At 62.9% G+C, this 25,966-nt stretch carries 21 protein-coding genes, 4 tRNA genes and 1 pseudogene; all 26 read left to right on the top strand.

The window, feature by feature from the left end:
• Positions 1 to 127: 127 nt before the first annotated feature.
• The 26 genes and pseudogenes from modA (at position 128) to clpX (ending at position 25,886) form a co-directional block, all read left to right on the top strand.
• Complete coding sequence (gene modA, locus ACTQXM_RS03390; RefSeq protein WP_441536926.1) at positions 128 to 1,000, top strand: molybdate ABC transporter substrate-binding protein; 873 nt, start codon at positions 128 to 130, stop codon at positions 998 to 1,000.
• A 68-nt stretch (positions 1,001 to 1,068) separates the two neighbouring features.
• Positions 1,069 to 2,511, top strand: a complete 1,443-nt coding sequence (gene modB / locus ACTQXM_RS03385) for a molybdate ABC transporter permease subunit (RefSeq protein ID WP_441536927.1) — start codon at positions 1,069 to 1,071, stop codon at positions 2,509 to 2,511.
• A gap of 3 nt (positions 2,512 to 2,514) precedes the next feature.
• Positions 2,515 to 3,585 carry a sulfate/molybdate ABC transporter ATP-binding protein gene (locus ACTQXM_RS03380; RefSeq protein WP_441536928.1) on the top strand — a complete coding sequence of 357 codons (1,071 nt, stop codon included), beginning with the start codon at positions 2,515 to 2,517 and terminating at the stop codon, positions 3,583 to 3,585.
• 429 nt (positions 3,586 to 4,014) lie between these two features.
• A complete protein-coding gene (locus ACTQXM_RS03375) occupies positions 4,015 to 5,181 on the top strand; it encodes a double-cubane-cluster-containing anaerobic reductase (protein ID WP_441536929.1) in 1,167 nt (388 codons plus the stop codon).
• Between the two features lie 155 nt (positions 5,182 to 5,336).
• A complete protein-coding gene (locus ACTQXM_RS03370; protein ID WP_441536930.1) occupies positions 5,337 to 6,101 on the top strand; it encodes an acyl-CoA dehydratase activase in 765 nt (254 codons plus the stop codon).
• 84 nt (positions 6,102 to 6,185) lie between these two features.
• The gene (gene selD, locus ACTQXM_RS03365) at positions 6,186 to 7,235 is read left to right on the top strand and encodes a selenide, water dikinase SelD (protein ID WP_427795784.1); all 1,050 of its coding nucleotides are present in this window, start codon (positions 6,186 to 6,188) and stop codon (positions 7,233 to 7,235) included.
• A gap of 60 nt (positions 7,236 to 7,295) precedes the next feature.
• On the top strand, positions 7,296 to 7,922 hold the full coding sequence (gene yedF / locus ACTQXM_RS03360) for a sulfurtransferase-like selenium metabolism protein YedF (RefSeq protein ID WP_441536931.1): 627 nt from the start codon (positions 7,296 to 7,298) through the stop codon (positions 7,920 to 7,922).
• Between the two features lie 19 nt (positions 7,923 to 7,941).
• Entirely contained in the window at positions 7,942 to 8,193 is a 252-nt protein-coding gene (locus tag ACTQXM_RS03355; protein ID WP_427795782.1) for a DUF3343 domain-containing protein, read from the top strand.
• Complete coding sequence (locus ACTQXM_RS03350; protein ID WP_441536932.1) at positions 8,190 to 9,329, top strand: aminotransferase class V-fold PLP-dependent enzyme; 1,140 nt, start codon at positions 8,190 to 8,192, stop codon at positions 9,327 to 9,329. Before ACTQXM_RS03355 ends, ACTQXM_RS03350 begins: the two co-directional genes overlap by 4 nt.
• A 67-nt stretch (positions 9,330 to 9,396) precedes the next feature.
• The gene (gene brnQ, locus ACTQXM_RS03345; protein ID WP_441536933.1) at positions 9,397 to 10,755 is read left to right on the top strand and encodes a branched-chain amino acid transport system II carrier protein; all 1,359 of its coding nucleotides are present in this window, start codon (positions 9,397 to 9,399) and stop codon (positions 10,753 to 10,755) included.
• A gap of 91 nt (positions 10,756 to 10,846) precedes the next feature.
• Positions 10,847 to 10,923 (top strand) — tRNA-Pro (locus ACTQXM_RS03340).
• A gap of 6 nt (positions 10,924 to 10,929) precedes the next feature.
• A tRNA-Gly gene (locus ACTQXM_RS03335) sits at positions 10,930 to 11,003 on the top strand.
• Between the two features lie 421 nt (positions 11,004 to 11,424).
• Complete coding sequence (locus ACTQXM_RS03330) at positions 11,425 to 11,574, top strand: hypothetical protein (protein WP_427747744.1); 150 nt, start codon at positions 11,425 to 11,427, stop codon at positions 11,572 to 11,574.
• Between the two features lie 11 nt (positions 11,575 to 11,585).
• Positions 11,586 to 11,795, top strand: a complete 210-nt coding sequence (locus ACTQXM_RS03325; RefSeq protein WP_441536934.1) for a hypothetical protein — start codon at positions 11,586 to 11,588, stop codon at positions 11,793 to 11,795.
• Positions 11,796 to 11,834: 39 nt separating this feature from the next.
• Positions 11,835 to 12,674, top strand: a complete 840-nt coding sequence (locus ACTQXM_RS03320; protein ID WP_441068074.1) for a formate/nitrite transporter family protein — start codon at positions 11,835 to 11,837, stop codon at positions 12,672 to 12,674.
• A 140-nt stretch (positions 12,675 to 12,814) separates the two neighbouring features.
• On the top strand, positions 12,815 to 14,272 hold the full coding sequence (gene selA / locus ACTQXM_RS03315) for an L-seryl-tRNA(Sec) selenium transferase (protein ID WP_441536935.1): 1,458 nt from the start codon (positions 12,815 to 12,817) through the stop codon (positions 14,270 to 14,272).
• Positions 14,269 to 16,236 (top strand): selenocysteine-specific translation elongation factor, encoded by a 1,968-nt coding sequence (gene selB, locus ACTQXM_RS03310; RefSeq protein WP_441536936.1) that lies wholly within the window; start codon positions 14,269 to 14,271, stop codon positions 16,234 to 16,236. The genes selA and selB overlap by 4 nt, the downstream gene beginning before the upstream one ends.
• 36 nt (positions 16,237 to 16,272) lie before the next feature.
• Positions 16,273 to 16,369: transfer RNA gene (locus ACTQXM_RS03305), tRNA-Sec, on the top strand.
• 349 nt (positions 16,370 to 16,718) lie between these two features.
• Positions 16,719 to 18,074: an NADP-specific glutamate dehydrogenase gene (gdhA, locus tag ACTQXM_RS03300; protein WP_154515369.1), complete on the top strand. Its 1,356-nt coding sequence runs from the start codon at positions 16,719 to 16,721 to the stop codon at positions 18,072 to 18,074.
• Positions 18,075 to 18,207: 133 nt separating this feature from the next.
• Positions 18,208 to 19,110 (top strand): FAD binding domain-containing protein, encoded by a 903-nt coding sequence (locus ACTQXM_RS03295; RefSeq protein WP_441536937.1) that lies wholly within the window; start codon positions 18,208 to 18,210, stop codon positions 19,108 to 19,110.
• Positions 19,110 to 19,553: pseudogene (locus ACTQXM_RS03290) on the top strand ((2Fe-2S)-binding protein); the annotation flags it as partial. The gene ACTQXM_RS03295 and the pseudogene ACTQXM_RS03290, both read left to right, overlap by 1 nt.
• 180 nt (positions 19,554 to 19,733) lie before the next feature.
• On the top strand, positions 19,734 to 21,941 hold the full coding sequence (locus tag ACTQXM_RS03285) for a xanthine dehydrogenase family protein molybdopterin-binding subunit (RefSeq protein WP_441536970.1): 2,208 nt from the start codon (positions 19,734 to 19,736) through the stop codon (positions 21,939 to 21,941).
• Between the two features lie 270 nt (positions 21,942 to 22,211).
• Positions 22,212 to 22,295, top strand: a tRNA-Leu gene (locus ACTQXM_RS03280).
• Between the two features lie 88 nt (positions 22,296 to 22,383).
• A complete protein-coding gene (gene tig, locus ACTQXM_RS03275) occupies positions 22,384 to 23,685 on the top strand; it encodes a trigger factor (protein ID WP_441068066.1) in 1,302 nt (433 codons plus the stop codon).
• Between the two features lie 163 nt (positions 23,686 to 23,848).
• Complete coding sequence (locus tag ACTQXM_RS03270; protein WP_022095182.1) at positions 23,849 to 24,469, top strand: ATP-dependent Clp protease proteolytic subunit; 621 nt, start codon at positions 23,849 to 23,851, stop codon at positions 24,467 to 24,469.
• Position 24,470: 1 nt separating this feature from the next.
• Positions 24,471 to 25,886 (top strand): ATP-dependent Clp protease ATP-binding subunit ClpX, encoded by a 1,416-nt coding sequence (gene clpX, locus ACTQXM_RS03265; RefSeq protein WP_441536938.1) that lies wholly within the window; start codon positions 24,471 to 24,473, stop codon positions 25,884 to 25,886.
• Positions 25,887 to 25,966 lie beyond the last annotated feature (80 nt).

The raw sequence follows: 25,966 nt of genomic DNA, 5'->3' as shown, positions 1-25,966 counted from the left end.
TATCGGTAAAGGAAAATTATTAGACGAGAAATATTTATCACAAACACTATTCGCGCAAAAGTATAATCTAGTAACAGAATAAAGCTTGCGGCGGGGTGCCCGGGCGTAGCCTTCGAAAGGGTTGAACATGTTCGATACGGTTTCTCGCCGCGGGTTCGTTTCACTTTCCGCTGTCGCCGCAGCCGGCCTTGGGCTTGCTGGCTGCTCCGGCAGCAAGACGTCTGGGCCGACTGGCTCCGATGCCGGCTCCGCCAAGATTTCGTCCAAGAAGGCTGTCGAGCTGCAGGTCTTTGCTGCCAACTCGCTCGAGAAGGCCTTGCCCGAGGTTCAGAAGCTCTATACCGACCAGACTGGCACCACGTTTGCCGACACGCAGTTTAAGGCGTCTGGCGACCTTGTCGAACAGATGCGCGCCGGTGCCGCCGCCGACGTACTCATCACGGCCTCCAAGGGCACCATGGACGACGCCGAGGCCGCCGAGCTCGTCGACGCCGACACGCGTGAGGACATGTTCGTCAACGACCTCGTGATCATTCGCGCCGAGGGCTCCGACACCAAGGTCGAGGCCATCGCCGACGTCGCGAATCTGGACGGCAAGATCGCCATTGGCGACGCCAAGACCGTTCCCGCTGGCAAGTACGCCAACCAGGCCCTGGCTTCTGTGGGCCTCTACACCGGCACCGAGGGCGACGACGGCGAGTATGCGCCCGATCTCGCCGACAAGGTGGCTCTGGCCGACAAGGTCGGCACCGCCGCGTCTTACGTCTCTACGGGCGACTGCGTGGCCGGTTTTGTCTACAGCTCCGATATCTTCCGCTACGACGGCATCGAGGAGGCCTTCGTGTGCCCCGAGGACTCGCACAAGACCATCGTGTATCCCGGCGCTGTCGCCGAGAGCTCCGAGCACGCCGACGAGGCCAAGGTGTTCATCGACTTCTGCCTGACCAACAAGAAAGCCCAGAAGATTTGGGCTAAGTACGGCTTTGAGCTTTCCGCGTAGTGCGGCTTGGCGCGATAATTCCATCGTTTTGTGTTTCACTCCGTCCTTGTATTCGCTTGGAGCTTTTTGTGCTTAATAGATTCCGCATGCTTGTCGCCTGTGCTTTGACCATCGCGCTTTGCTGGGTGCCGGGATTTGCGTTTGCTGGGGACGCTGAGGACGGGGCCCAGGTTGCTGCGACCGCTCATGGGCTTTCCTATGGGATCGAGGGTTTTGAGCGGTTGGCCAAGGGGACCGCTCGTGCCATGGAGGGGCAGCCTGAGGGCTATCGGTTTCCCGTTGACGAGGACGTGGACCTTGTGGTGGCGCCCGCTGCCGATCGCGTTGTGGCGTGGATATCGCCTAAGGCGGTCGAGAAGTATGGATTGGATCCGCAGGACAACGAGTGCGTATCGGGTCTCAAGGACCTCGTCTGTAAGCTCGACAGCTCAAACTGCATGGGAGGTGCGCAGCTAGGGGACGTGGATCTTCCTTGGTATGTCACGGCGGAAACAACTTTTGATGCCGGCGGGTATACCTATGGCTTTGACGAGCGCGGTGCGGATGGGGACCGCTATGTGGTGATTGCATCAGCCTCGGGTGATGCCAAGGGCGGCGCGCGTTGGCTTGATAGCGCTCAGATGGTAGAAGCGTCGTCTGTCGTGTTGCGGGATGAGCGGGGGCCCTTGACCTCTCTGGCCTCCTTTTTGGGCGACATCGATTATCGCCCGTTTTGGGTGTCCATAAAAACGAGCGGCCTTGCCCTGCTGATCTCCTTTGCGCTGGGGCTGTTCGCCGCGTGGAAGACTATGGGTACCTCGAGTCGCATCAAGGGCCTGCTCGATTCGGTTTTTACGATTCCTATGGTATTGCCGCCCACGGTCTGCGGCTTTCTGCTCCTCATGCTGTTTGGTCGCTCGACCGGGGTGGGCCAGTGGCTTATCGCGCACGGCATCTCGATCGTCTTTACGTGGCCGGCGGCGGTGATATCTGCCGTGGTGGTGTCGTTCCCGCTCGTCTATCGTACGGCACTCGGAGCCTTCGAGAGCCTCGACACGCAGATGCTCGATGCGGCGCGCACGCTGGGATGGTCCGAACGCCGTATCTTTGCCAAGCTTATGATGCCCCTTGGGTGGCCTTCTATTGCCGCCGGTACGGTCCTCGCCTTTGCCCGCGCGATGGGAGAGTTTGGCTGCACCCTGTTCTTTGCGGGCAACTACGCCGGTATTACGCAGACCATTCCCATCGCCATTTACTTTGAATGGATGGGCGGCAACACGTCGGTGGCGCTCTTTTGGGTCATCGTCGTGATCATGTTCAGTTTCCTGGTCATTCTGTTCATCAATATGTACACCGCTCATTCGCAAAAGTATCGCGAGCGGGGCCTTTCCCGTGCGGAGCGCAAGCAGGCCAAAGATCTCGCCGGACGGGGCGATTCGCTCGATCCGGTGGGCGGCGATGCCTTGCGTATCGATCGCGAGGCGCTGGCCGAGCTCATGCGCGATGATGCGGCGCCGCGGGGAGGTCGATAGGCCATGTCGCTCGTTTTGGATATCAAAAAGCGCTATCCCGGCTTTACCCTCGACATGCAGCTCGAGGCCGGCGAGGAGCGTGTGGCGCTGTTGGGCGCCTCGGGTTGCGGCAAGAGCTGCACACTTCGCTGCATCGCCGGCGTGGAGACGCCCGACGAGGGCAAGATCGTCGTCAACGGCATGACCTTTTTTGACTCGGCGGCGGGCATCAACCTGTCGCCCCAGGAGCGCAAGTGTGCCCTGCTGTTCCAAAACTATCAGCTGTTTCCCAACATGACGGTGGCCGATAACGTATGTGCCGGTGTAAAGGACGCGGGCGACGCCGCGGCGCGCAAAAGGTTGGCGGAGCGCTATCTGGGCATTTTCGGCCTGGCCGATTTTGCCGACCGCTACCCCGCGCGCCTTTCGGGCGGGCAGCAGCAACGCGTGGCGCTCGCCCGCATGGTGGCGGCGCATCCGGGCATCTTTATGTTCGACGAGCCCATGAGCGCGCTTGATTCCTATCTTAAGAGCGCCCTCGAGCAGAACATGCTCGACTTGTTCGATGTCTGCAACCGCACCGTGCTCTACGTGAGCCACGACATCGACGAAGCGTGCCGCCTCTGCCAGCGCATCTGCGTGATGCATAACGGGCGCGTCGAGGAGATCGGTTCTGTCGAGGACGTGGTCCGCCGTCCGCAGACGCTGGCGGCGCTGCGCTTGACGGGCTGCAAGAACACAAGCCGGGCGCGCAAGATCGGCGATGAAGAAGTTGAGGCGCTCGATTGGGGCATGACCTTTAACGTGGGTCGCGAGGTTCCCGATAATGTGGCGTACCTGGGCATTCGCGCAAGTTACTTCCATGTTGACAACCGTGCCGAGCGGGGCCGCAACAGCTATGATTTGCACGTGGCCCGAGTGAGCGATTCGCGTTTTGAGCGCCTGGTGCTGCTGGACGTACCGCGCGTCGATGCGCCCACGCGCCTGCAGTGGAAGGTCAACAAGGTGAGCGTGCCTGTCGACGAGCTACCGCAAGCAGGCGAGACGCTGCGCATGCATTTTGATGCCAGTAGGATCCATTTGGTCTGTCGATAGCGCCGGGTAATGCCGTCGGGGATATAAGCCTCGGTGGCTTTGCCTTGCCGTTCGCCGAATGAGGGATGACAAACTCTTATCAATCAAGATAATAATTTATTAAACGGCGACACACGACGTTGTCGTACGAATGTCAACGGTGCTCGCATGGTCGATGACCGTTGATATAGTTGACCTCAACTGGTTAAGGAGGGTGCGCACATGCCGCAGACGACATACATTCGCCGCGTTGCCGCGCGTGCCCTATATATGGCTCGGAGCCGCATATGAGCAGGTATGTTCACGGCTCCGGGAGAGACGACGCACAACTAAATAATCAGCTGCAAAGCAGGTTCCCCATAATTCCGGGTTTGAGCACGGCCGGGCAATCGCCGTCCGTCGTGCATCGATACCGCTGTTATCCGTTTTTGGTTCGAGAGGGGAACCGTTATGACTGAAGCGATCGAAGAGGTTAAGCTGCCCAGCACGTTTGAGGAATTCAACGAGCAGCGCAAGGCGGCGTTTGTTCGCGTCAAGGATTACAAGCAGGCCGGCAATCGCCTGGTCGGCTTTTTGTGCAGCTATACGCCGCTCGAGATTATCGATGCCGCGGGGGCTGCAAGCGTGGCTCTGTGCGGTACGTCCGACGAGGTGATTCCCGAGGCCGAGAAGGTGCTGCCGGCAAATCTATGTCCGCTCATCAAGTCGACGTACGGCTTTGCCTACTCGCAAAAGTGCCCGTTTACGTTCTTTAGCGACATGATCATCGGCGAGACCACCTGTGACGGCAAGAAGAAGATGTACGAGCTGCTGGGGGAGCTCAAGCGCACGCACATTCTGCATCTTCCGCAGGGTCGCGATCGCGCCTACGAGCGTGAAGGCTGGTACGAGGAGTGCCGCCTGCTCAAGGAGGAGCTCGAGGGCTTCTACGGTATCACGATTACCGACGATGACCTGCGCGCTGCCGTCCGTCGTCGCAACCGCTTGCGTGCGGCCCAGCTCGACATGTTTGCGCTGCAGGCCAATCAGCCGGCGGCCATGAGCGGCGTCGACCTGATGAGCACCATGTTTGCCGGTACGTTCAGCTTTGATATCGAGGCCTATACGCAGCAGTTGGAGCAAAAGGTTGCCAAGCTGCGCGAGGCCTATGACGCGGGCGAGCGCCCGGTCGCGGCGGATGCCAAGCGCATTCTGATCACCGGCTGCCCGGTGGGCGGCGTGATCAACAAGATCGGTCGCACCATCGAGTCCAACGGCGGCGTGGTCGTGTGCATGGACGACTGCTCGGGTGAGCGCACGGCGGCCATGATGATCGACCCGGATGCACCCGACATTCTGCGCGCCATCGCCGACCGCTACCTGGACATCAACTGCTCGGCCATGACGCCCAACGACGGTCGTATGGAGAGCACGCTGGCCATGTGCGAGAAGTACCACGTCGATGGTGTGGTGGAGAGCGTGCTGCAGGCTTGTCACACCTTTAACGTGGAGAGTGCACGCATGCAGGAGGCTGTTGAGGGCGCAGGCATTCCGTATATGAAGATCGAGACCGATTACAGCAATGGCGACATGGGCCAGATCGAGACGCGCATCGCCGCCTTCATCGAAACCCTCTAGCTTCCTCAGGTACCGGATCTTGCCCCTCAAACCGTCGCTTGCGTACCCAAAGTACGCTGCGCTCCTCTTTCGGGGTAATCTCCGGCACCTGAGAAACCTAGAGCTAAGGCGCCTGAACGCGCCGCTACCTTTGATGTTTAGATTAGGAGAGAGCCATGATAGGGATCGGGATCGATATCGGGTCTACGGCGGCTAAGGCCGCTGTGGTCGATGGGGAGGGTTTGGTGGCGTGGACGTGCGTGCAGCCAACCGGGTTCTCGTCGGTCGATGCGGCCGAGCGTCTGCGTGGCGAGCTTGCCGCGGCTGCCTATGACGTGGCTGCCGACGATGTGCGCGTGGTCGCGACCGGATATGGTCGTGTCGCCGTGCCCTATGCGCACAAGGTTGTGACCGAGATTACCTGCCACGGTACCGGTGCCGTGCGTCTTTTTGGAGACCATGGCACGGTGATTGACGTGGGCGGCCAGGATACCAAGGTCATTACGATCAAGGGCGGCCGCGTGGCAAAGTTCGCCATGAACGACAAGTGCGCCGCCGGTACGGGGCGCTTTTTGGAGATCATGGCCGACCGCCTGGGCATTACCCAGCAGCAGATGTCCGACCTGGCGCGTTCCGGCGAGCCCACCAAGATCAGCAGCATGTGCACGGTGTTTGCCGAGAGCGAGGTCATTAGTCTGATCGGCCGCGGCGAGCCGCGCGAGAACATTGCGCGTGGCGTGATCGAGAACGTCGTGTCGCGTGTGGCGACCATGGCCTCGCAAGCCACGGGCGCCCCGTACTATCTGACCGGTGGTCTGTGCGAAAACGCCTATGTCGTCGAGCGTCTTGGCGCATTGGTGGGCTCGCCAGTCACCACCTCGCCCCAGGCCCGCTTTGCCGGTGCCATCGGCGCGGCCATTCGAGCCCAGGCGCTCGCGTAGGGGGCCGGTGCGATAGATTGCCCGCTCTCGGCGCCGTCATGCGTATACTGGGAGGAACTGATTGACCGATGAGAGGAGGTATCGATGGCTGACGATCTCATGAAGCTCACGCAGATGACTGCCGCGAGCGGTTGAGCCGCTAAGTTGGCTCCTGGAGCCCTCGCCCAGGTCCTGGGCGACTTACCCAATGTGCATAACGACAACCTGCTCGTGGGGTTCGATACCTCCGACGATGCGAGCGTCTTCCGCGTTGGCGATAACTTGGGCCTCGTGCAGTCCATCGACTTCTTCCCACCGATGGTCGACGACCCGTTCCTGTTTGGCCAGATCGCCGCGGCAAACTCGCTGTCGGACATATACGCCATGGGCGGACGGCCGAGCCATGCCATGAACCTGCTTTGCATACCCAGTTGCCTGGGCGTTGAGGTTGCCGGCCAGATTCTGGCGGGCGGCGCCGACAAGTGCGTCGAGGCCTGCTGTGCCATCGCGGGCGGCCACACCATCAACGACGACGAGCCCAAGTACGGCCTGTCCGTGAGTGGCTTTGTCGCGCTTGACCGTATGCTCGCCAACAGCGGCGCACGCGTGGGCGATGTTCTGCTGCTGACCAAGGCGATCGGCTCGGGCATCATCACTACGGCCATTAAGGGCGAGCTCATCGAACAGGACGAGGCCGCAGCCATGTTTGACTCGATGCGGACCCTCAACGAGGCTCCGATTCGTCTGGCCGAGGACCTCGAGCTTCATGGCTGCACCGACATCACGGGCTTTGGCCTGATCGGACATGCGTGCGAGATGGCCGAGGGCTCGGGCGTGCAGATTGAGCTTGTGTCGGGGGCGGTGCCGCTCTTTGACCAGGTGCTCGACATGGCACGCCTTGGCATTATCCCTGCCGGCGCCTACCGCAACCAGGACTTCTTTGGCCCGCGCGTGGCAGTTGACGATGGTCTGGAGCCGGGGATGCTCGACGCGCTGTACGATCCGCAGACCTCGGGCGGCCTGCTTATCGCGGCGCCTGCTGCCGATGTGGATGAGCTTGCGCGCCGTCTGCATGCCGAGGGGCGCGTTGCCGCCGTCGTCGGCCGCGTGTGCGAGCCGGTGCCGGGCGGTCCTGCCGTCCACGTTGTCCGCTAGCCCGCACATTTATGTAACTGTTTACCGTTCTCTAGAACGGTTCTTTCGAAAGGAAATGCTATGTCTACCAAGATTGAAGTCAATGCCATGGGCGACGCCTGCCCGCTGCCCGTCGTCAAGACGCTTAAGGCGCTCAAGCAGCTCGATGGCGAGGGTGTTGTCGTGACCTCGGTCGATAACGAGACCGCCGTCAAGAACATCTCCAAGATGGCGCAGGAGAAGGGCTGCACGGCCTCGGTCGAGAAGGTTTCTGACGCCGAGTGGCACGTGACCGTGGCGACCTCTGGCGCCGTTGCCGTGGCTGATCCCGAGCAGGATGGCGCTGCCTTCTGTGATGCCAGCGCCGGCAAGGGCAAGCTCGTCATTTCCGTCTACACCGACTGCATGGGCCGCGGCGACGACGAGCTGGGCCACAAGCTCATGAAGGCGTTTATCTTTGCCGTGACGCAGCAGGAGGAGCTGCCCGCGACCATGCTGTTCTACAACGGCGGCGCCAAGCTCACCGTCGAGGGCTCTCCGGTACTCGACGACCTGAAGGGCCTGGCCGAGCAGGGCGTCGAGATTCTCACCTGCGGTACCTGCCTGGACCACTTTGGCATCAAAGACCAGCTTGCGGTGGGCGAGGTCACCAACATGTACGTGATCGTGGAGAAGATGGAGCAGGCCGTGCGCGTCGTGCGCCCGTAGCGTATTGGTTGGAGTTGCCATGAGGGAGAAGCGCCCGGCGCTTGTCATCACGTTTCCCACCACGGCGGCCGCCATGGGCTGCGAGACCCTATGCATCGAGCGCGGCCTTCCCGGGCGCACGATTCCCGTGCCCGGGGAGGTCGCTGCCGGCTGCGGCTTGGCGTGGAAGGCGCTGCCTGCCGATGAGGAGCTGCTGCGCGCCGAGCTTGCCGCAGCTGGTGTTCCCACCGAGGGCTTTACGGTGATTGACATGTGGGAGGTCGTGCGATGATCTATCTGGATAATGCGGCGACGACCATGCATAAGCCGCAGACGGTCATCGATGCCGTGACGCAGGCGATGTGCTCGCTCGGCAATGCCGGGCGCGGCGCGACGTCGGGTGCGCTCGACGCGGCTCGTACGATTCACGGTTGCCGTGCCAAGCTCGCGCGCCTTTTGGGTTGCCCCAGAGCGGACCATGTGTGCTTTACGCCCAACTCCACGGCTGCGCTCAACACCGCCATCTGTGGCGTGGTGCGCCCCGGCGACCGTGTGGTCACGACGGTGCTCGAGCACAACTCGGTGTTACGCCCGCTCAATCGCCTGGCGGCGGAACAGGGTGTGGCGGTTGAGCGTGCGGGCTGCGACGCGAACGGCGCGCTCGACTACGACGAGCTCGAGCGGTTGGTTACGCCGGACACGCGTGCTGTGGTGGTGACGCACGCCTCCAATGTGACCGGCAACGCGGTCGACATCGCGCGCGTAGCGGCCATGGCCCATGCGGCAGGTGCGCTGGTGATCGTCGATGCCTCGCGGTCTGCCGGTACGGCGCATATCGATATGCACGCCATGGGGCTCGATGTCGTGTGCTTTACCGGTCACAAGGGGCTTATGGGTCCGCAGGGGACCGGCGGCCTGGCCGTGGCAGAGGGCGTCGACGTGGCGCCCTGGGCCATGGGCGGCACCGGTGTACACAGCTTCGATGAACTGCAGCCGCTTGAGTGGCCCACGCGCCTTGAGGCGGGCACGCTCAACGGTCACGGTATCGCGGGCCTTTCTGCCGGCCTCGACTTTATCGAGGCACAAGGCGGGGTCGAGGCGATTGCGGCGCATGAGCGCTTGCTTGCAGAGCGCTTCCTTGCCGGCGTGCGCGAGATTCCGGGGATTAAGCTTTACGGTGCCTTTGACCAGCCCGTGCGCTCGGCGATCGTCTCACTCAACGTGGGCGATATCGACTCTGCCCAGATTTCGGATGCGCTCATGCAGGGGTGGGGGATTGCGACGCGCCCCGGCGCCCATTGTGCCCCGCTCATGCACCGCGCGCTCGGGACTGAGCGTCAGGGTGTCGTTCGTTTCTCGTTTGGGTATTTCAACACGGACGGGGAAGTCGACACCGCGATTGACGCGCTCCGCGATTTAGCCTGCTAGAGCGTATATACTTGCGGGACGGGTCTTTTGCCCGTCCCGTTTTTGTTTCGACCCGAAAGGTGGTCCCATGGCCTCATCCGCCCCGCGCGGCCTGCGCTCCGACCATGTCGTTACCGTCGGCATCGCCCTGTTCTCGATGCTCTTTGGCGCCGGCAACCTCATCATTCCGCCGCTGCTGGCGCTGCAGGCAGGCTCTGCCACGCCGCTCGCCATGCTCGGCTTTCTCATCGCCGCCATCGGTCTGCCCGTCATGGGCTTTATCGCCGTGGCGCTTGCCGGAACGGCGCGCGAGCTGGCCGGGCGTGTGCATCCTAAATTTGGAGAATTCTTCGTTGCGGCGGTGTATCTAGCCATCGGCCCGTGCCTGGCTATTCCGCGCACGAGCTCCACGGCCTTCGAGATGCTGGTGCCGCTGCTGCCGGAGGGCGTCTCGCTCGGCACGGCACGTCTGGTGTTTGCCGTTGGCTTCTTTATCGTCGCGTTTGCGCTCACGCTGCGTCCGGGCGTTATCACGCGCGTGCTCGGCCGTATTACGGGCCCCGCGCTCATTGCGCTCATCGTGCTGGTCGTGGGTGCCGCCGTGGTCTCGCCGTTGGGACCGGCTGCCGCGCCTCAGGCTCCCTACGATGCGGGCGCCGCCGTGCAGGGCTTTTTGACCGGCTATCAAACCATGGACCTGCTCGCTTCGCTCGCCTTTGGCATTATCATCGCCGAGACCATCCACGAGCTGGGCGTGACCGATGACAAGCGCGTGGCCTTCGAGATTTCACGTTCCGGTGTGATCGCCGGCGTGCTCATGGCCATCATCTACTGCGGCCTGGCGCTTGCCGGCATGCAGCTCGGCACGGTTGTGCCCGATGCCACCAACGGCGCCGCCATCCTTGCCCGCTCTGCCTCCATACACTTTGGTCTTGCCGGCACGATCGTGGTCTTTGCGATCTTTTTCCTCGCCTGCATGAACGTGTGCATCGGCCTCATCAGCTGCTGCTCGCGCTACTTCTGCGAGACGTATGTGGTCGAAGGGGGAGCGGAGGCTTCCGAGGAGGCTATGCGCCGTCCCTTTGCGGTTCTCGCCTTTGTGTTCGCGGCGTTTTCTTGCGTGCTCTCCAACGTGGGCCTCGACGCGATCCTCATGTTCTCGGTGCCCATGCTCAACGCCTTGTATCCCGTTGCCATCGTGCTGGTGCTTATGGGCCTGGTGCACGGCTTTTGCGACGCGCATCCGCAGGTGTGGGTCTGGGTCGGCGGCGTTGTCGCGGTGCAGAGCGTAATCACCTCGGTCCGCGACGCGTTCTTTGCGGGCGCGTGGCTGCCGTTCGATGCACTGCCGTTTGCAGACATTGGAGCCGCGTGGGCGCCGGCCGCCGTTGTGGCGTTTGTGATTGGTCTGCTCCATAGCCAGTTTGTCGCACATTCGAGGAGCTAGGGTATCGTCGCTTGCACAAGCGGGAAGTCTCCCCTATAATTTCCTTCGCTTTGGGACACGCAAGGTTTAGACCTTAGCTGCTCAACACCTTCGGGACGTGGCGCAGTTTGGTAGCGCGCCTGCTTTGGGAGCAGGATGTCGCAGGTTCAAATCCTGTCGTCCCGACCATATCTTGCGGGCGTAGTTCAATGGTAGAACCCCAGCCTTCCAAGCTGATGACGCGGGTTCGATTCCCGTCGCCCGCTCCATAGGATAGTTTTAACGGCTTTGGCTCCATTTGGTGCCAGAGCCGTTTTCATAAGCGTGCCGGGCGACGGGAATCGAACCCGGCAGGGTGCGAAGCTGAGAAAATGCGTGAGCATTTTCCAGCGCAGCACGTAAGGGCCAATGGCCCGCAGCGAAACAAGGGTTTGCGAAGCAAACCCTTGGACTTCCCGTCGCCCGCTCCATAAGATTGATGAATGGCTCTGCTTCCTTTTGGAAGCAGAGCATTTTCATATACCTGCCGTGGATCCCACATCCCCTTCTAAGTTGCGGTGAAATACGGACTGTTTTCCGGCTTTTATAGCCCATGTAGTCCGTATTTCACCGCAACTTGCACCTGAGCTTCAGGTTGAGATTGCTCGGCCAAGAAACGCCGGCTATTATCTGGCAGATTATGGTTGGCACGTGCCGTCGCTACTCGAGGCCTGCGATGCGCTGCTCGACGAGCGCGGTTTTCGCGGGTCGGCCAAGGCCGGCATCTCGGTGTTTGACGACGACTTTGGCCTGCATGCTCAGCAGGTGGCACCATCCGCCTGCTCGACAAACGCGACGTAGCCCGCAAGTCGATGTTCACCACGCATTCGCTCCCTTTGTCGATTCTGACCGAAGAAATCGAGCAATCGTGCGATGATATCTTCTTCATAGGGATTCAGCCGGGCGACACGGAGTTCTACAACCCCATGTCCCCGGAAGTCTTTGACGCCGTTGACGCCGTGCACGACGCCGTGGCCGCCAACGACTTTTCCCACTTTGTCCGCTTGGGACAGGAGCTGTAGCAGCGCTTGTCCCTGGTGATTAGGAAAGAAGTGATTGACATGGCAGATTCCAAGGTGGAGTACCCTGCTCCCGATTGCCTGGCGCCCGCCGCGATCGAGGCCAAGACCGAGGCCGCCGGCGTGACTAAGGCTAACCTGCCGGTCGCTCAGGCCTTTCTGTTGGCAATGTTCGCCGGTGCGTTTATCGCCTTCGGCGGTCTGTTCTTTACGGTGTTTTTGAGCGACAGCACGCTGGGCTGGGGTGCCCAGCGCGTCGTGGGCGGCCTGTGCTTTTGCCTGGGCCTGGTGCTGGTGCTGGTGTGTGGCGCCGAGTTGTTCACCGGTAATTCGCTTATGGTCTGCGCGCTCAAGAGCAAAAAGATCACCCTGGTCCAGATGCTCAAGGCTTGGGTCGTTGTATGGCTTGGCAACTTTGCCGGTGCCTTGTTCATCGTCTTTTTGGTGTACATGGCCGGCGTTTACAAGCTCAACGGCGAGGCGGTCGCCAATTCCATGGTGAGTGTCGCCGCCGGCAAGGTGACGATCGACTGGCTGACGATCTTCTTCCGCGGCATCCTGTGTAACATCTTTGTGTGCCTGGCCGTGTGGATCGGTACCGCCGGCAAGACCGTGGTCGATAAGGTCGTGGGCATTCTGCTGCCCATCGCCGCCTTTGTGGCCTGCGGTTTTGAGCACTGCGTTGCCAATATGTATTTTTTGCCCATGGGTGCCGTGATGCACGCGTGCGGCTATGGTGCCGACGTCGCCGGCGCCGATGCGCTCAACGCCGCGGGCATTGCGTTTAACCTGTCCGCCGCCACGTTGGGCAACATCGTGGGCGGTGCGGTTCTGGTCGCGCTCGGCTACTGGTTTATCTACGCCAAGAAGTCTGAGGCGTAGGGTACCGTCTGTTTGACGTTGGACCTCCCGCGGGGCGTCGCCGTGCGAGGATAATAGCGATTGATTGACTCATCCGATCGAATCGGCTGATAGTTTGACGTTCGAACGATTGATTCACCTTTGGTTTTGAAAGGCCGCACATGAGCGATAGCCAGAACATGTCCGATGAGGTTCGCACCCGCCTGCGCGCCATTCCCTCCGTCAACGAGCTGCTCGCCGAGTGGCCGGTAGTGAAGGCGGCGGGGGAGACCTGCGACGCGGTGGTGCATGCCGCCGTCACGGCCGAGCTCGACGAGGAACGCGCCGCCATTCGCGCCGGTGCCGCCCCGCGCTCTAAGCGCGACCTGGCCTTGGCAATTGAGTGGCGTGCGCACCGCTCCGCGCTGCCGAGCCTGCGCCCTGCCGTCAACGCCACGGGCGTGGTCATCCATACCAACTTGGGCCGCGCCCCGCTCGCGGAGTCGGCGGCAAAGGCCGTGGCCGAGGTTGCGCGCGGGTACAGTACGCTCGAGTACAGCGTGGACACCTGCTCGCGCGGGTCGCGCAAGGAACACGCCGCGCAGCTGATCCGCTCGCTCACCGGTGCCGAGGACGCGCTTGTGGTCAACAACAACGCCGCCGCGGTGCTGCTGGTGCTGGCTACCCATGCCGCAGGCAAGGAGGTCATCGTTAGCCGCGGCGAGCTTGTCGAGATCGGCGGCAGCTTTCGCATCCCCGATGTCATGGCGTCTTCGGGCGCCAAGCTCGTTGAGGTCGGCGCCACCAACCGCACGCACCTAGCAGATTATGAGCAAGCCATCACGCCCGATACGGCCATGATTCTCAAGGTCCATCCTTCCAACTATCGCATCGAGGGCTTTCACGAGGAGGTGAGCTCTCGGGAGCTTGCGGCGCTTGCTCACAAGCATGGCCTGCTGTTCTATGAGGACCAGGGTTCGGGCGCGCTCCTGCCCGATGACATCCTGGTGCGCGGTGGCGAGGAACCCACGCCGGCTTCGGTCGCGGCGGGGCTCGATATCGTGTCGTGCTCGGGCGATAAGCTGCTGGGCGCGGCGCAGGCGGGCATCATCATGGGCCGTCGCGATCTGGTCCAGGCCTGCGGCGCACATCCGCTCATGCGCGCTCTGCGTCCGGGCAAGTTGGCGCTTACGGCGCTCGAGGCCACGCTGCGTATCTACATGGACGGCGCCGATGTTGCCCATCGCGATATTCCGGTGCTCAGCATGCTTACGCTGCCGCAGGCCCATTTGGAGCGACGTGCCCGCAAGCTGCGCGATCGTATGGTCGCCGGGCTCGATAAGGCCGGTTGCCCGTGCGCCGTTCAGGTGGAGATCGTCGAGGAATCGTCGACCCCCGGTGGCGGCTCGCTGCCTACCATGGAGTTGCCCACGATGTGCGTTGCCGTGCGTCTTGTTGACGCGCGCCTGACGGTCGATGCGCTCAAGCGCTCGCTTGTCCAGGACTTCGACACGCCGGTCGTCACGCGAACCTCGCACGATCGCATTTTGTTTGACGTTCGTACGCTCGTGGGCGACCGCGATATCGAGACGGCGGCGTCGACGCTTGCCGCATGCGTTGAGAAGGCGATTGCTCGATGAGTGAGGTCCAGGCGCTGGCGGAGTGTCCCGTTATCGTTGGCACGGCGGGCCACGTCGACCACGGTAAGTCGGCATTGATCGAGGCACTGACCGGCAAGAATCCCGACCGTCTGGAGGTTGAGCGTCGTCGAGGTATGACCGTTGAGCTTGGCTTTGGCGAGCTGGCGCTGCCGAGTGGCAAGATTGTCGGCCTGGTCGACGTGCCTGGCCATGCCCACTACCTGCGCGCCATGGTGCAGGGCGCCACGGGTATCGACGTGGCCGTGCTGGTGGTTTCGGCCGTCGAGGGCGTGATGCCGCAGACCCGCGAGCACGTGCATGTGCTGGAGCTGCTGGGCGTTACGCATATGGTGGTCGCGTTGACGATGTGCGACCTGGCCGATGCCGAGATGACCGAGCTTGCCGAGCTCGATGTCGATGACTTTTTGTCGGGTACCGTGTTTGCGGGCGCGCCGATGGTGCCCGTGTCGTCCAAGACGGGCGAGGGGATCGACGGGCTGCTTGCGGTGCTCGACGAGCAGGTTGCCGCTTGCTGGGATTCCTGCCGCGACCGTTCCGATTGGAGCGATGCCGCGTCTCGCCTGCCGATTGACCGCTGCTTTACGATCAAGGGTGTCGGCACCGTCGTTACGGGAACGCTGCACGATGCGCCGGTTGCGGTGGGCGACGAGCTGATGGCTTTGCCGTCGCGTACGGTCTGTCATGTGCGCGGGATTCAGGTGCATGGCGATACGCCGCGCGCGCTGCCTGGGCAACGCGTGGCGCTTAACCTGGTCGGTGACGGTGTCGCGGCGCTTGACCGTGGTGAGATGCTGGGCGCGGAGGGTCGCTTTGGTCAGACGTTGCGCTTTATGATGACGTTTACCTACCTGGGCCGCGAGGGCGCCAAGCCGCGCGTGCTCGAGTCGGGCGCGCGCGTGCACGTGATGGCCGGCACGGCCGAGGTCATCGGCCGCGTCATGCTTTTGGAGGGAGAGGCCCCCATGGCGGTGGGCGAGACCCGTACCGTGCAGGTGCGCCTGGAGGAGCCATTGCCGCTGCGCGCCGGAGACCATGCCGTGGTGCTGTCGTATTCGCCCGTTATGCTCATCGGCGGCGGGCGTGTGCTGCTTTCGCGTTGCCGTCGCTCGCGCGAGCTTTCGGCCGGCGAGCGTGCGCTGTTTGCGGCGCTTGAAGCCGGCGATGCCGTTGCTGGCGTAGACGCGTGGCTGGCGCTGCAGGCGCTGCCGGTTGCGGCGGCGGATGTTGCCGAGGCGCTCGATCTTGTTGCCGGTGAGGCCGATGCCGCGCTGGGCGAGTTGGTGGCGCGAGGCGTTGTTTGCGAGCTTGCCGGCTCGGGCGGCACGTTGTATGCGAATGGCGCCGTGCTCGATGCCGCCATGGACGTGCTGGCGGCTACCCTGTCTGCCATGCACGCGGCGGCTCCCAGGGAGACGGGTTTTACGCCCGGCACCGTTGCCCATGCTGCGTGGCCTGCCGCCGATGAAGGCGTTGCCGCGGCTCTGATTGCCGCGGGCTGCTCGCGTGGCGTGTGCGCCGCCGAGGGCACCGAGGTGTTCGACCCGCACTCCGCTGCTGCCGCGGCGCGTGTGGTGCGCGAGGCGTGTGAGCGCATTGTGGCGCTGCTCGACGGGGCCGGCCTCGATGCGCCGACGCTGCCCGAGGTGGGTGAGCGACTGCAGCTCGACCGCGACACCATGACGCGCGCCCTGCGCGAGCTTTCGCTCAACCGCTCGATCGTTAAGGTCGAGCGCGACGTTGCCCTGTCCGCCGCCGCCGAGGTCCATGCGCGCGAGCTTGTCGCCGCCGCCATTGAGGCAGCCGGCGGCGCTGCCACCACGAGTGTGCTGCGCGAGGCGCTGGGCGTGTCGCGCAAACGTGCCATCAGCATCTTGGAGCACCTGGATGCCGTGCGCTTTACGGTGCTCGACAAGGAAGCCGGTGGCCTGAGGTCCCTGCGCTAGACTGGCTGCTCGGTTTGGTAAAATACCGCCGCACTTGGGAACGGATGGGCTCCGGTGGGCTCCGCGGTCCTCAAAACCGTTGCGAGGCGTGCAAAACGTCTTGGATGTGTTCGATTCACATACGTTCCCGCCACACGCCACCAGCGCTTTTGTGTTCGCGGTCTTGCTGCGTGCCGCAAAGGCGCTGTTTTGTTTTTGTGCGGGTCCGCCGTGTCGTCTGTCTTGTCGCCGGTGTGCCCGGGCGCATCATGTGTCCCCAATGTGGTGGTTTGGAACATGTGGACGAAACAGCTTCGAAACACGCGATTTGTACGTCGGGCGCTCAAAAACGCTTCTACCTGCATCGTAATCAAAACGAAACATCTGCTCGTCGGCTTATGCGAAACTTTGCTGCAACAGTGCGATATTATCCATACACGATAAAGTTCGCGGCGCATAGGGTGCCGTGACCGACATTTTCGTTTCCCATCATTGGAGGAAGCATGAGCTACACGCAGAAAGTTCTCGAAGAGCTCAAGGCCCGCTATCCCGAGCAGCCTGAGTTCATCCAGGCCGCGACCGAGATCCTCGGCACCATCCAGCCGGCGCTCGATGCCCACCCCGAGTACGAGGAGGCCGCCCTGCTGGAGCGCCTCGTCGAGCCCGAGCGCATCGTCATGTTCCGTGTTCCCTGGGTCGACGATCAGGGCAAGGTTCAGGTCAACCGCGGTTACCGCGTCGAGTTCAACTCTGCCATTGGACCCTACAAGGGCGGCCTGCGCTTTAACCCGACGGTCACCCTGGGTATGCTCAAGTTCCTGGGTCTGGAGCAGATCCTCAAGAACAGCCTGACCACCCTTCCCATGGGCGGCGGCAAGGGCGGCTCCGACTTTGACCCCAAGGGCAAGTCCAACAACGAGATCATGCACTTCTGCCAGTCCTTCATGACCGAGCTCTATCGCCACATTGGCCCCAACACCGACGTTCCCGCCGGCGACCTGGGCGTTGGCGGCCGCGAGGTTGCCTACATGTTCGGTCAGTACAAGCGCCTGACCAACGAGTGGACCGGCGTCCTTACCGGCAAGGGCCTCTCCTTTGGCGGCTCGCTCGCCCGTACCGAGGCCACCGGTTACGGTCTGGTCTACTTTGTGGACGAGTACCTCAAGAGCCGCGGCGACTCCTTCGAGGGCAAGAACGTTGTCGTTCACGGCTCCGGTAACGTCGCTATCTACGCGGTCCAGAAGGTCGCCCAGCTCGGCGGCAAGGTGCTCGCCTGCTCCGATACCCACGGCTGGGTCGAGGATCCCGACGGCATCGACTACACCGTGCTCGAGCACGTCTACAACAAGAAGCGCTCCGGCCACGACAAGGGCGTCACGCTCGCCATGTATGTTGACGAGAAGCCCAACGCCGTGTGGCACGAGGGCGACGGCCGCGGCGTGTGGCAGCTGCCCTGCGACATCGCGCTGCCCTGCGCTCGCGAGAACACGCTGCTGCTCGAGGACGCCCAGGCGCTCGTCGCCAACGGCTGCAAGGTGGTCGGCGAGGGCGCGAACATGCCCACGACCATCGAGGCCACGACTTACTTCCAGGAGAACGGCGTCGCCTTTATGCCCGGTAAGGCTGCCAACGCCGGCGGCGTGCTCGTGTCCGGCCTGGAGATGAGCCAGAACGCCGAGCACCTGTCCTGGACCTTCGAGGAGGTCGACGGCAAGCTCGAGCAGCTCATGCGCGGCATGTTCCACAACGTGGACGACACCGCCAAGGAGTACGGCCAGGAGGGCAACTTTGTCATGGGCGCCAACATCGCCGGCTTCCTGAAGGTCGCCGACGCCATGCTCGCCCAGGGCGTCTGCTAAATCTTCGCTCGACATAGCATGTGATGAGGCTCCCAGCCATCCGGTTGGGAGCCTTTTTCTATGGTGGCGAGGGCTGTGCGCCCTCGTTTGGTACACTTAGAGGTACTGGACAAGTGAAGAGATGGGGGAGAACGTGCTCAGGTTCGGTACCTACGTTCGCGTTGGAAACGCGGCCGAAGCCTATGAGCTCTTACAGAAGAACCGCAACAACAAGATTGTGGGCGGCGGCATCTGGATGCGCCTGGGTTCGCGTCGCGTGGCGACGGCGATTGACCTTTCGGCCTGCGGACTCGATCAGATCGAGGAGACCGAGACCGAGTTTCGCATCGGTGCCATGTGCACCCTGCGCCAGCTCGAGCGCCATGCCGAGCTCAACGCGCTTGTCAACCATGTCTTTGAGTTCGCCGTCCACGATATCGTGGGCGTGCAGCTGCGCAACACCGCCACGGTGGGCGGCAGCATCTACGGTCGCTTTGGTTTCTCGGACGTGCTCTCGGCCTTTTTGGCGCTCGATTCGTACGTTGAGCTGACGGGTGCCGGCCGCGTGCCGCTCGCCGAGTTCGTGGATATGGGCTACGTGCGCGACGTGATCGAGCACGTGGTGGTCGTTAAGCACGATTACCGCGCAAGCTACGAGGCCGTGCGCAAGGCCGCGACCGACTTCCCCTCCTTAAACGTCACCGCTGCCTGGTGGGACAACAGCTGGCATGTCACCGTGGGCGCACGCCCGCTGCGCGCGACCCTGCTGCAGGGCGAGGCGTGCGGCCTGGTGAGCGAGCAGCCTTCCGAGGACGAGCTGCGCGCCCTGGCAGCGTCCGTACGCGCGCTGAGCTACGGCACCAACCTGTGGGGCTCGGCCGACTATCGCCGTTGCATCTCGGCGCCGCTGGCGATTCAGGCCGTGCGCCGCGCCGCCGGCATCGAGCTTTCGGCCTCGCTTGCCCGCGAGCTCGAGGGCGTGCAAGTGCCTAAGTTTGCCACGGACGAGTATTCCTGCCGCCGCGTGCCCGGCGTCGATTCTAGCGAGGTGCGCTAATGGCTGCCAAACTCATCGATCTTTCCTTTACGCTCAACGGCCGCAAGGTCAAGGTTCAGATTGCCCCCGACACCATGCTCTTTGCGCTGCTGCGCGAGCAGGGCTGCGCGTCGGTGCGCTGCGCCTGCGAGACTACTAACTGCGGTCTGTGCACGGTGTGGCTCGACGGCGACCCGGTGCTGAGCTGCTCGGTTCCCGCTGCGCGCGTCGAGGGCCGCTCCGTCACCACGCTCGAGGGCCTCAAGGCCGAGTCCGAGGCGCTCGCCCACGCAATGGCTGCCGAAGGCGCCGAGCAGTGCGGTTTTTGCGCCCCCGGCCTCATCATGAACGTGCTGGCGCTTGCCCGCGCCGCCAAGGAGGACCCGAGCCTCGTCGCCACGCGCGAGGAGCTCTCGCGCCAGCTCGCCGGCAACCTCTGCCGTTGCAGCGGCTACGAGAGCCAGCTGCGCGCCATCGTCCGCTTCCTTAACGAGTCCGGCGTGCAGGTGGGCTTTGAGATGCCCGAGCTTCCGGTCAACGACACCAGCTGCGATGGTGTCTCGTACAAGCAGATCACCCATAAGCAGCCCAAGAAGGACTCGAAGGCCCTGCTCGAGGGGCGTCCCGTCTACACAGGAGACCTGGTGCCCGCCGGCGCCCTTATCGTCAAGCTCAAGCGCAGCCCGTATGCCCGTGCCAAGATCCGCTCCATCGATACGTCGCGCGCCCTGAAGGTGCCCGGCGTCGTGGGCGTCTACACCTACGAGGACGTGCCCAAGCGCCGCTTTACCATCGCCGGCCAGAGCTATCCGCAGCCGAGCCCCTACGACCGCCTGATCCTCGAGAACCTGGTGCGCTACCAAAACGAGGAGGTGGCGATCGTCGCCGCCGAGACCGAGGAGGCCGCCGACAAGGCACTCAAGCTCATCAAGGTCGACTACGAGGTGCTCGAGCCCCTGCTCGACTTTACCCAGGCGCTCGATAACGACATCGTGGTCCACCCCGAGGGCGACGTGACCTTTATGTTCCCGCAGGGCGGCGACGTTGCTCGCAACCTGGTGTGCAGCGGTACCAGCGATTTTGGCGACCTGGACGAGGCCTTCGCCCAGAGCGACATCGTCTTTGAGCGCACTTACACCAGCCAGGCCACGCAGACCGCGCCCATGGAGACCTTCCGTGCCTTCGCGACGACCGACGCGTTCGGCCGCATCTCGGTGACCACCTCCACTCAGGTGCCCTTCCATGTGCGCCGCATGGTCGCGCAGTCGCTCGACATTCCGCAGTCGCAGGTGCAGGTTATTAAGCCGCGCATCGGCGGCGGCTTTGGCTCCAAGCAGACGGGCTGCTGCGAGATCTTCGTGGCGTTCGTGACGCAGCAGACCGGCCGTCCGAGCTATTGCTGCTACACCCGCGAGGAGACCATCACTGCGGGCAACTCGCGTCACCAGATGCAGATGACCGTCAAGCTGGGCGCCATGAACGACGGCACCATCACGGCCATCGACCTGCACGCGTTGTCCAACGCCGGCGCGTATGGCGAGCATGCCACCACGACGATCGGCCTCTCGGGCCACAAGAGCCTGCCCATCTACAACCACGTGAAGGCGAGCCGCTTTAGGTGGGACGCCGTCTACACCAACACCAACCGCGGCGGTGCGTATCGCGGCTACGGCGCCACCCAGGGCCAGTTTGCCGTGGAGAGCGCCGTCAACGAGCTCGCCGACATGCTGCACATGGATCCCGCCGACCTGCGTCTTAAGAACATCGTGCGCGAGGGCGAGATTATGCCGCAGTACTACAACGAAAAGCTCAACGCCTGCGCGCTCGACCGCTGCCTGCTGCGTGCGATGGACATGATCGGCTGGCGCGACAAGCCGCTGGCCGTGGACCTGGGCGACCGCGTGCGTGCTCTGGGCTGCGCGCTCACCATGCAGGGCTCGGGCATCTCCAACGTGGATATCGGCGGCATCGACATGCGCCTGGAGGAGGACGGCTTCATTACCATCGGCACCGGCGCCACCGATAACGGCATGGGTGTCGACACGATCCTGGCGCAGATTGCCGCCGAGGAGCTGGGCGTGGAGAGCTCGCTTATCGTGGTGCGCGGCGTGGACACCGACGTCTCGCCGTTCGATGCCGGCTCGTACGCGAGCTCGGGCACGTACGTGACGGGCCTGGCAGCCAAGAATGCCGCGACTGAGCTGCGCGAGAAGATCTGCGCTAAGGCCGCCCAGATGTGGGACGTGGACGCCGCCGACGTGGTCTTCGACGGCCAGTACGTGCGTCTGTCTGATGAGCGCGCCGCTCGCGAGTGCGGCCGCTACCTCACGCTGCGCGACTTTGCCAACCTGTGCGTCAAGAACATCGCGGGCGGCGACGCGCTCACCTCGCATGCTTCTGCCTGCCTGCCCGTTTCGCCTCCGCCGTTTATGGCCGGCATTGCCGAGGTCGAGGTCGACAAGGCCACCGGCAAGGTGACTGTGGTGGACTATGCGGCGGCTGTGGACTGCGGCACCGTGATCAACGAGGCACTCGCGCGCGTCCAGGCCGAGGGCGGCATTGCCCAGGGCATCGGTCACGCGCTCTACGAGATTGTCGAGCACGACGACCGCGGCCGCCTGCGCACCGGTAACTTTATGAGCTACAAGCTGCCCACACGCCTGGATATCGGCAGCATTCGCGTGGCCTTTGAGCCGAGCTACGAGCCGACGGGCCCGTTTGGCGCCAAGTCGATCGGCGAGGTCGTCATCAACACACCGCTCGCCGCCGTTGCCTCGGCCGTGGCGCACGCCACCGGCCACCAGGTTCGCTCGCTGCCGATCACGCCCGAGAAGGCCCTGCTGGGGGAGTAGGCGAGGCGCGGCAGCCGCCGCTCTTTGGCAAGCCCGAGGAAACCGCAGCCCACTTTTCAACCGAATTGTGGGCTGCGGGAGATAGCCGATGGGGGTAGCTAATTTGGGACGGGGCTTTTTTAGCTACCCCCCCAAGCGGGGTAGCTAAAAAAGCCCCGTCCCAAATTAGCTACCCTGTTCCGCTGTAACTCGTGGTGAGGTCGTGGGCCAAAAAAGGTGTGCGTGCGCTTGCCGTTCGTATCTGCTATCATTCCTAGTCTGTGCGCTCATGCGGGCGTGGCGGAATTGGTAGACGCGCCAGATTTAGGTTCTGGTGGGATTCCCGTGAAGGTTCGAGTCCTTTCGCCCGCACCAACGCACCTGCGTCGGCCTCGGCCGTCGCGACACTTTGTTGCATAAAGGTACCAGCACCTCAGATAAGCTGGGCAGTATGAGGAGGAACGTGTTGAACATCACCGCTTCTGACGTCAAGGACGCCAAGCTCACCGCTACGGTCACCATCCCGGCCGCCGACGTCGACGCCGCGATCAAGAAGGCCTACAAGGACACCGCCAAGAAGTACCGCTTCCCGGGCTTCCGTGCCGGCAAGGCTCCCCGTCCGGTCATCGACGCTGCTCTTGGCGCCGAGGCCACCCTCGCTCAGGCCACCAACGATCTGATCGCCGCCAACGAGCCCGCCGTCCTCAACGAACTGGACATCGTCCCCACCAAGAACGGTGACTACAAGGAGCTCGACCTCGCCAAGGATCACGAGGACTACACCTACACCGTCGAGTTCTCTCTGCGTCCTGCCGCCGAGCTCTCCTCCTACGACGCCGTCGAGATCGAGATGCCTCCCGCGGAGGTCACCGAGTCCGAGATCAACAACCAGGTCGAGATGCTCCTCAACTATCGCGCTACCTTCGAGGACGTCGAGGATCGTGCCGTCGAGGCCGAGGACTACGTTACCGTCGACCTCAAGGCTGTCGAGAACGCCGACAACTTCGCTGCCGAGGGCCGCATGCTCATCGCCGGTAGCGACAGCAACCCCAAGGAGTTCAACGAGGCTCTGATCGGTGCTAACGTCGACGACGTCAAGACCGTCACCTGGACCGACGAGGTCGAGGAGGGCGAGGAGGCCGAGACCCACACCGTCGAGGTCACCGTCAAGGGCATCAAGGTCCGCAACACCCCCGAGCTCACCGACGAGCTCGTCAAGTCCGACTTTGGCTTCGACAGCATCGACGCTATGCGCGACGCCATCAAGCTCGAGATCGAGCAGGACAAGGCTTCCCGCCTTCCGGCCGAGAAGGAGAACCGTTGCGTCGCCGCTCTCGCCGAGCGTCTGCAGCTCGAGGAGATGGACGCCGACTACGAGCAGTCTGTCTTTGAGGAGCTTGGCCAGAACTTCCTGTCCAACCTCGCTGCCCGCGGCATGACGCTGGACACCTGGCTGCCCGCTTCCGGCCTGACCATGGAGCAGTTCATCGGCGACCTGCACAAGCAGGCCAACGATGTTGCCCGCGAGTCCCTGGCGCTCGACGCCCTCGCCCGTGAGCTCAAGATCGAGGTCACCGAGGACGACGTCAACGCCGAGTTCGAGAAGGCTGGCGTCAAGGACGTCGAGGCTTCCAAGGCCGAGTTCATCGCCGATGGACGCATGCCTGCCGTCCGCGAGTCCATCCGTCGCTCCAAGGCCGTCGACCACCTGGTCGAGAACGCCAAGGTGACCGAGGTCGACGAGACCGCCAAGGACGCCGAGTAATTCTCGCCACCTTTCCCGCGAGCGCATGCAGGCGCCCGTGATGGGGTAAAGTTATAAACCGGTTATTCGGTTGCTTCGTACGGTGCCAGCCAATGCATAGCATGCGGGCACCGTACGTTTATCTAGAACCAATTTGGTCCGCAAGAGAGAAATGGAGATGCGTATGATTGCTAAGTTCGATTCCGCCCTCGTGCCATACGTTATCGAGCAGACGCCGCGCGGCGAGCGCAGCTACGATATCTATTCGCGCCTGCTCAACGACCGCATCATCTTCTTGGGCGAGGAGATCAACTCCGTCAGCGCCAACCTGGTCGTTGCCCAGCTGCTGCATCTTGAGAGCCAGGATGCCGAGAAGGATATCTCGCTCTACATCAATTCGCCCGGTGGCGAGGTCTACTCCGGCCTGGCGATTCTGGACACTATGAACTTTATCAAGCCGCAGGTCTCCACCATTTGCGTCGGTATGGCCGCGTCTATGGCCGCCGTGCTACTTTCGGCCGGCGCCAAGGGCAAGCGCTTCTGCCTGCCGCACTCCAAGGTCATGATTCACCAGCCCAGTGGCGGTGCCCAGGGTCAGCAGACCGAGATCGAGATCGTGGCCGAGGAGATCAAGAAGACCCGTCGCGAGCTCAACCAGATCTTGTCCGACGCCTCGGGCCAGCCGATCGAGAAGGTCCAGGCCGATACCGAGCGCGACAACTACCTGACCGCTGCCGAGGCGCTTGACTACGGCCTGATCGACCGTATCGTCACCTCGCGCGATCTTGCCGCGAAGGACGCCTAGGATGGCCGGTAACATGCAGGACAACTTTGACGAGAACGGCAACCCCATCCGCTGCTCCTTCTGCGGAAAAGAGCAGGGTCAGGTGCGCCGCCTTGTAAAGGGCCCTACCAACATCTTTATCTGCGACGAGTGCGTTGCCGCCTGCTCCGAGATCTTGGAGGAGTCGCTGGCTTCGGACTTTATGGATGCCGCCCGCAACGGCAAGCTGCCGGGCTTCCTCAACGACCACGGTCAGGCTGCCGGGCAGCCTGCCATGGATTCCGAGGCCGAGGGCTTTGAGCTCGAGGACGACGTACGTCAGGTCATCACGCACGTGCCGACCCCGCACGAGATCTATGACGAGCTTTCGGCCTATGTCATGGGTCAGGAAGACGCCAAGCGCGCCATGTCGGTTGCCGTGTACAACCACTACCGTCGCGTGATCGAGGGCGGCGCCGCGCTTTCGGCCTTTGACGAGGCCTCGGGTGCGGGTTCGCGGATCGACGACGATATGGACGAGGTGGAGCTCGCCAAGTCCAACATCTTGCTGCTCGGTCCCACCGGTACCGGTAAGACCTTGCTCGCCCAGACGCTCGCGCGCATCCTCGAGGTGCCGTTTGCCATCGCCGACGCCACCGCACTCACCGAGGCTGGTTACGTGGGCGAGGACGTGGAGAACATCCTGCTCAAGCTCATCAATGCTGCCGATGGCGATATCGAGCGTGCGCAGGTTGGCATCATCTACGTGGACGAGATCGACAAGATCGCCCGCAAGGCCGAGAACCTCTCCATCACCCGCGACGTTTCGGGCGAGGGCGTTCAGCAGGCGCTGCTTAAGATCCTTGAGGGCACGGTGGCAAGCGTTCCGCCCACCGGCGGCCGCAAGCACCCCCAGCAGGAGCTGCTGCAGATCGACACGACCAATATCTTGTTTATCTGCGGCGGTGCCTTTGTGGGTCTGGACAAGATTATCGCCGATCGCGTGGGCAACAAGGGCGTGGGCTTTAACTCCGAGATCGCCGGCCCCACCTCGGTCGACGAGAACGACCTGCTGCGTCAGGTGCTCCCGCAGGACCTCAACGCCTTTGGTATGATCCCCGAGTTTGTGGGACGTACGCCCGTCGTCACCCAGACACAGGCGCTCGACGAGGACGACCTGGTGTCGATCCTGACCGAGCCAAAGAACGCCGTTGTGCGTCAGTACCGCAAGATGTTCCAGCTCGAGGACGTTGAGCTTGAGTTTGAGGACGCCGCCCTGCACGAGATTGCCCGCATGGCGCTTGCCCGCAAGACCGGCGCCCGCGGCCTGCGCTCCATCTGCGAGGACGTGCTGCAGCAGACGATGTTCGACCTGCCGAGCGAGGAAGGAGTCGCCAAGGTCATCGTGACCGAAGCCTCCGTAAAGGGCACCGAACAGCCCCAGCGCATCTACGGGTAAACCTGCCAAAAAGGGACAGGTTTATTTTGGCAGGTTTTATCAGGGAGAATGACGTTTGCCCATATAAAACCGACCAAAAT

Origin of the sequence: Collinsella sp. LCP19S3_D3 (genome assembly GCF_052121455.1) — a bacterium.
Taxonomy (GTDB): Bacteria; Actinomycetota; Coriobacteriia; order Coriobacteriales; family Coriobacteriaceae; genus Collinsella.
Note: the sequence above shows the minus strand (reverse complement) of the source record. Positions and strands in the feature narration are given on the sequence as shown.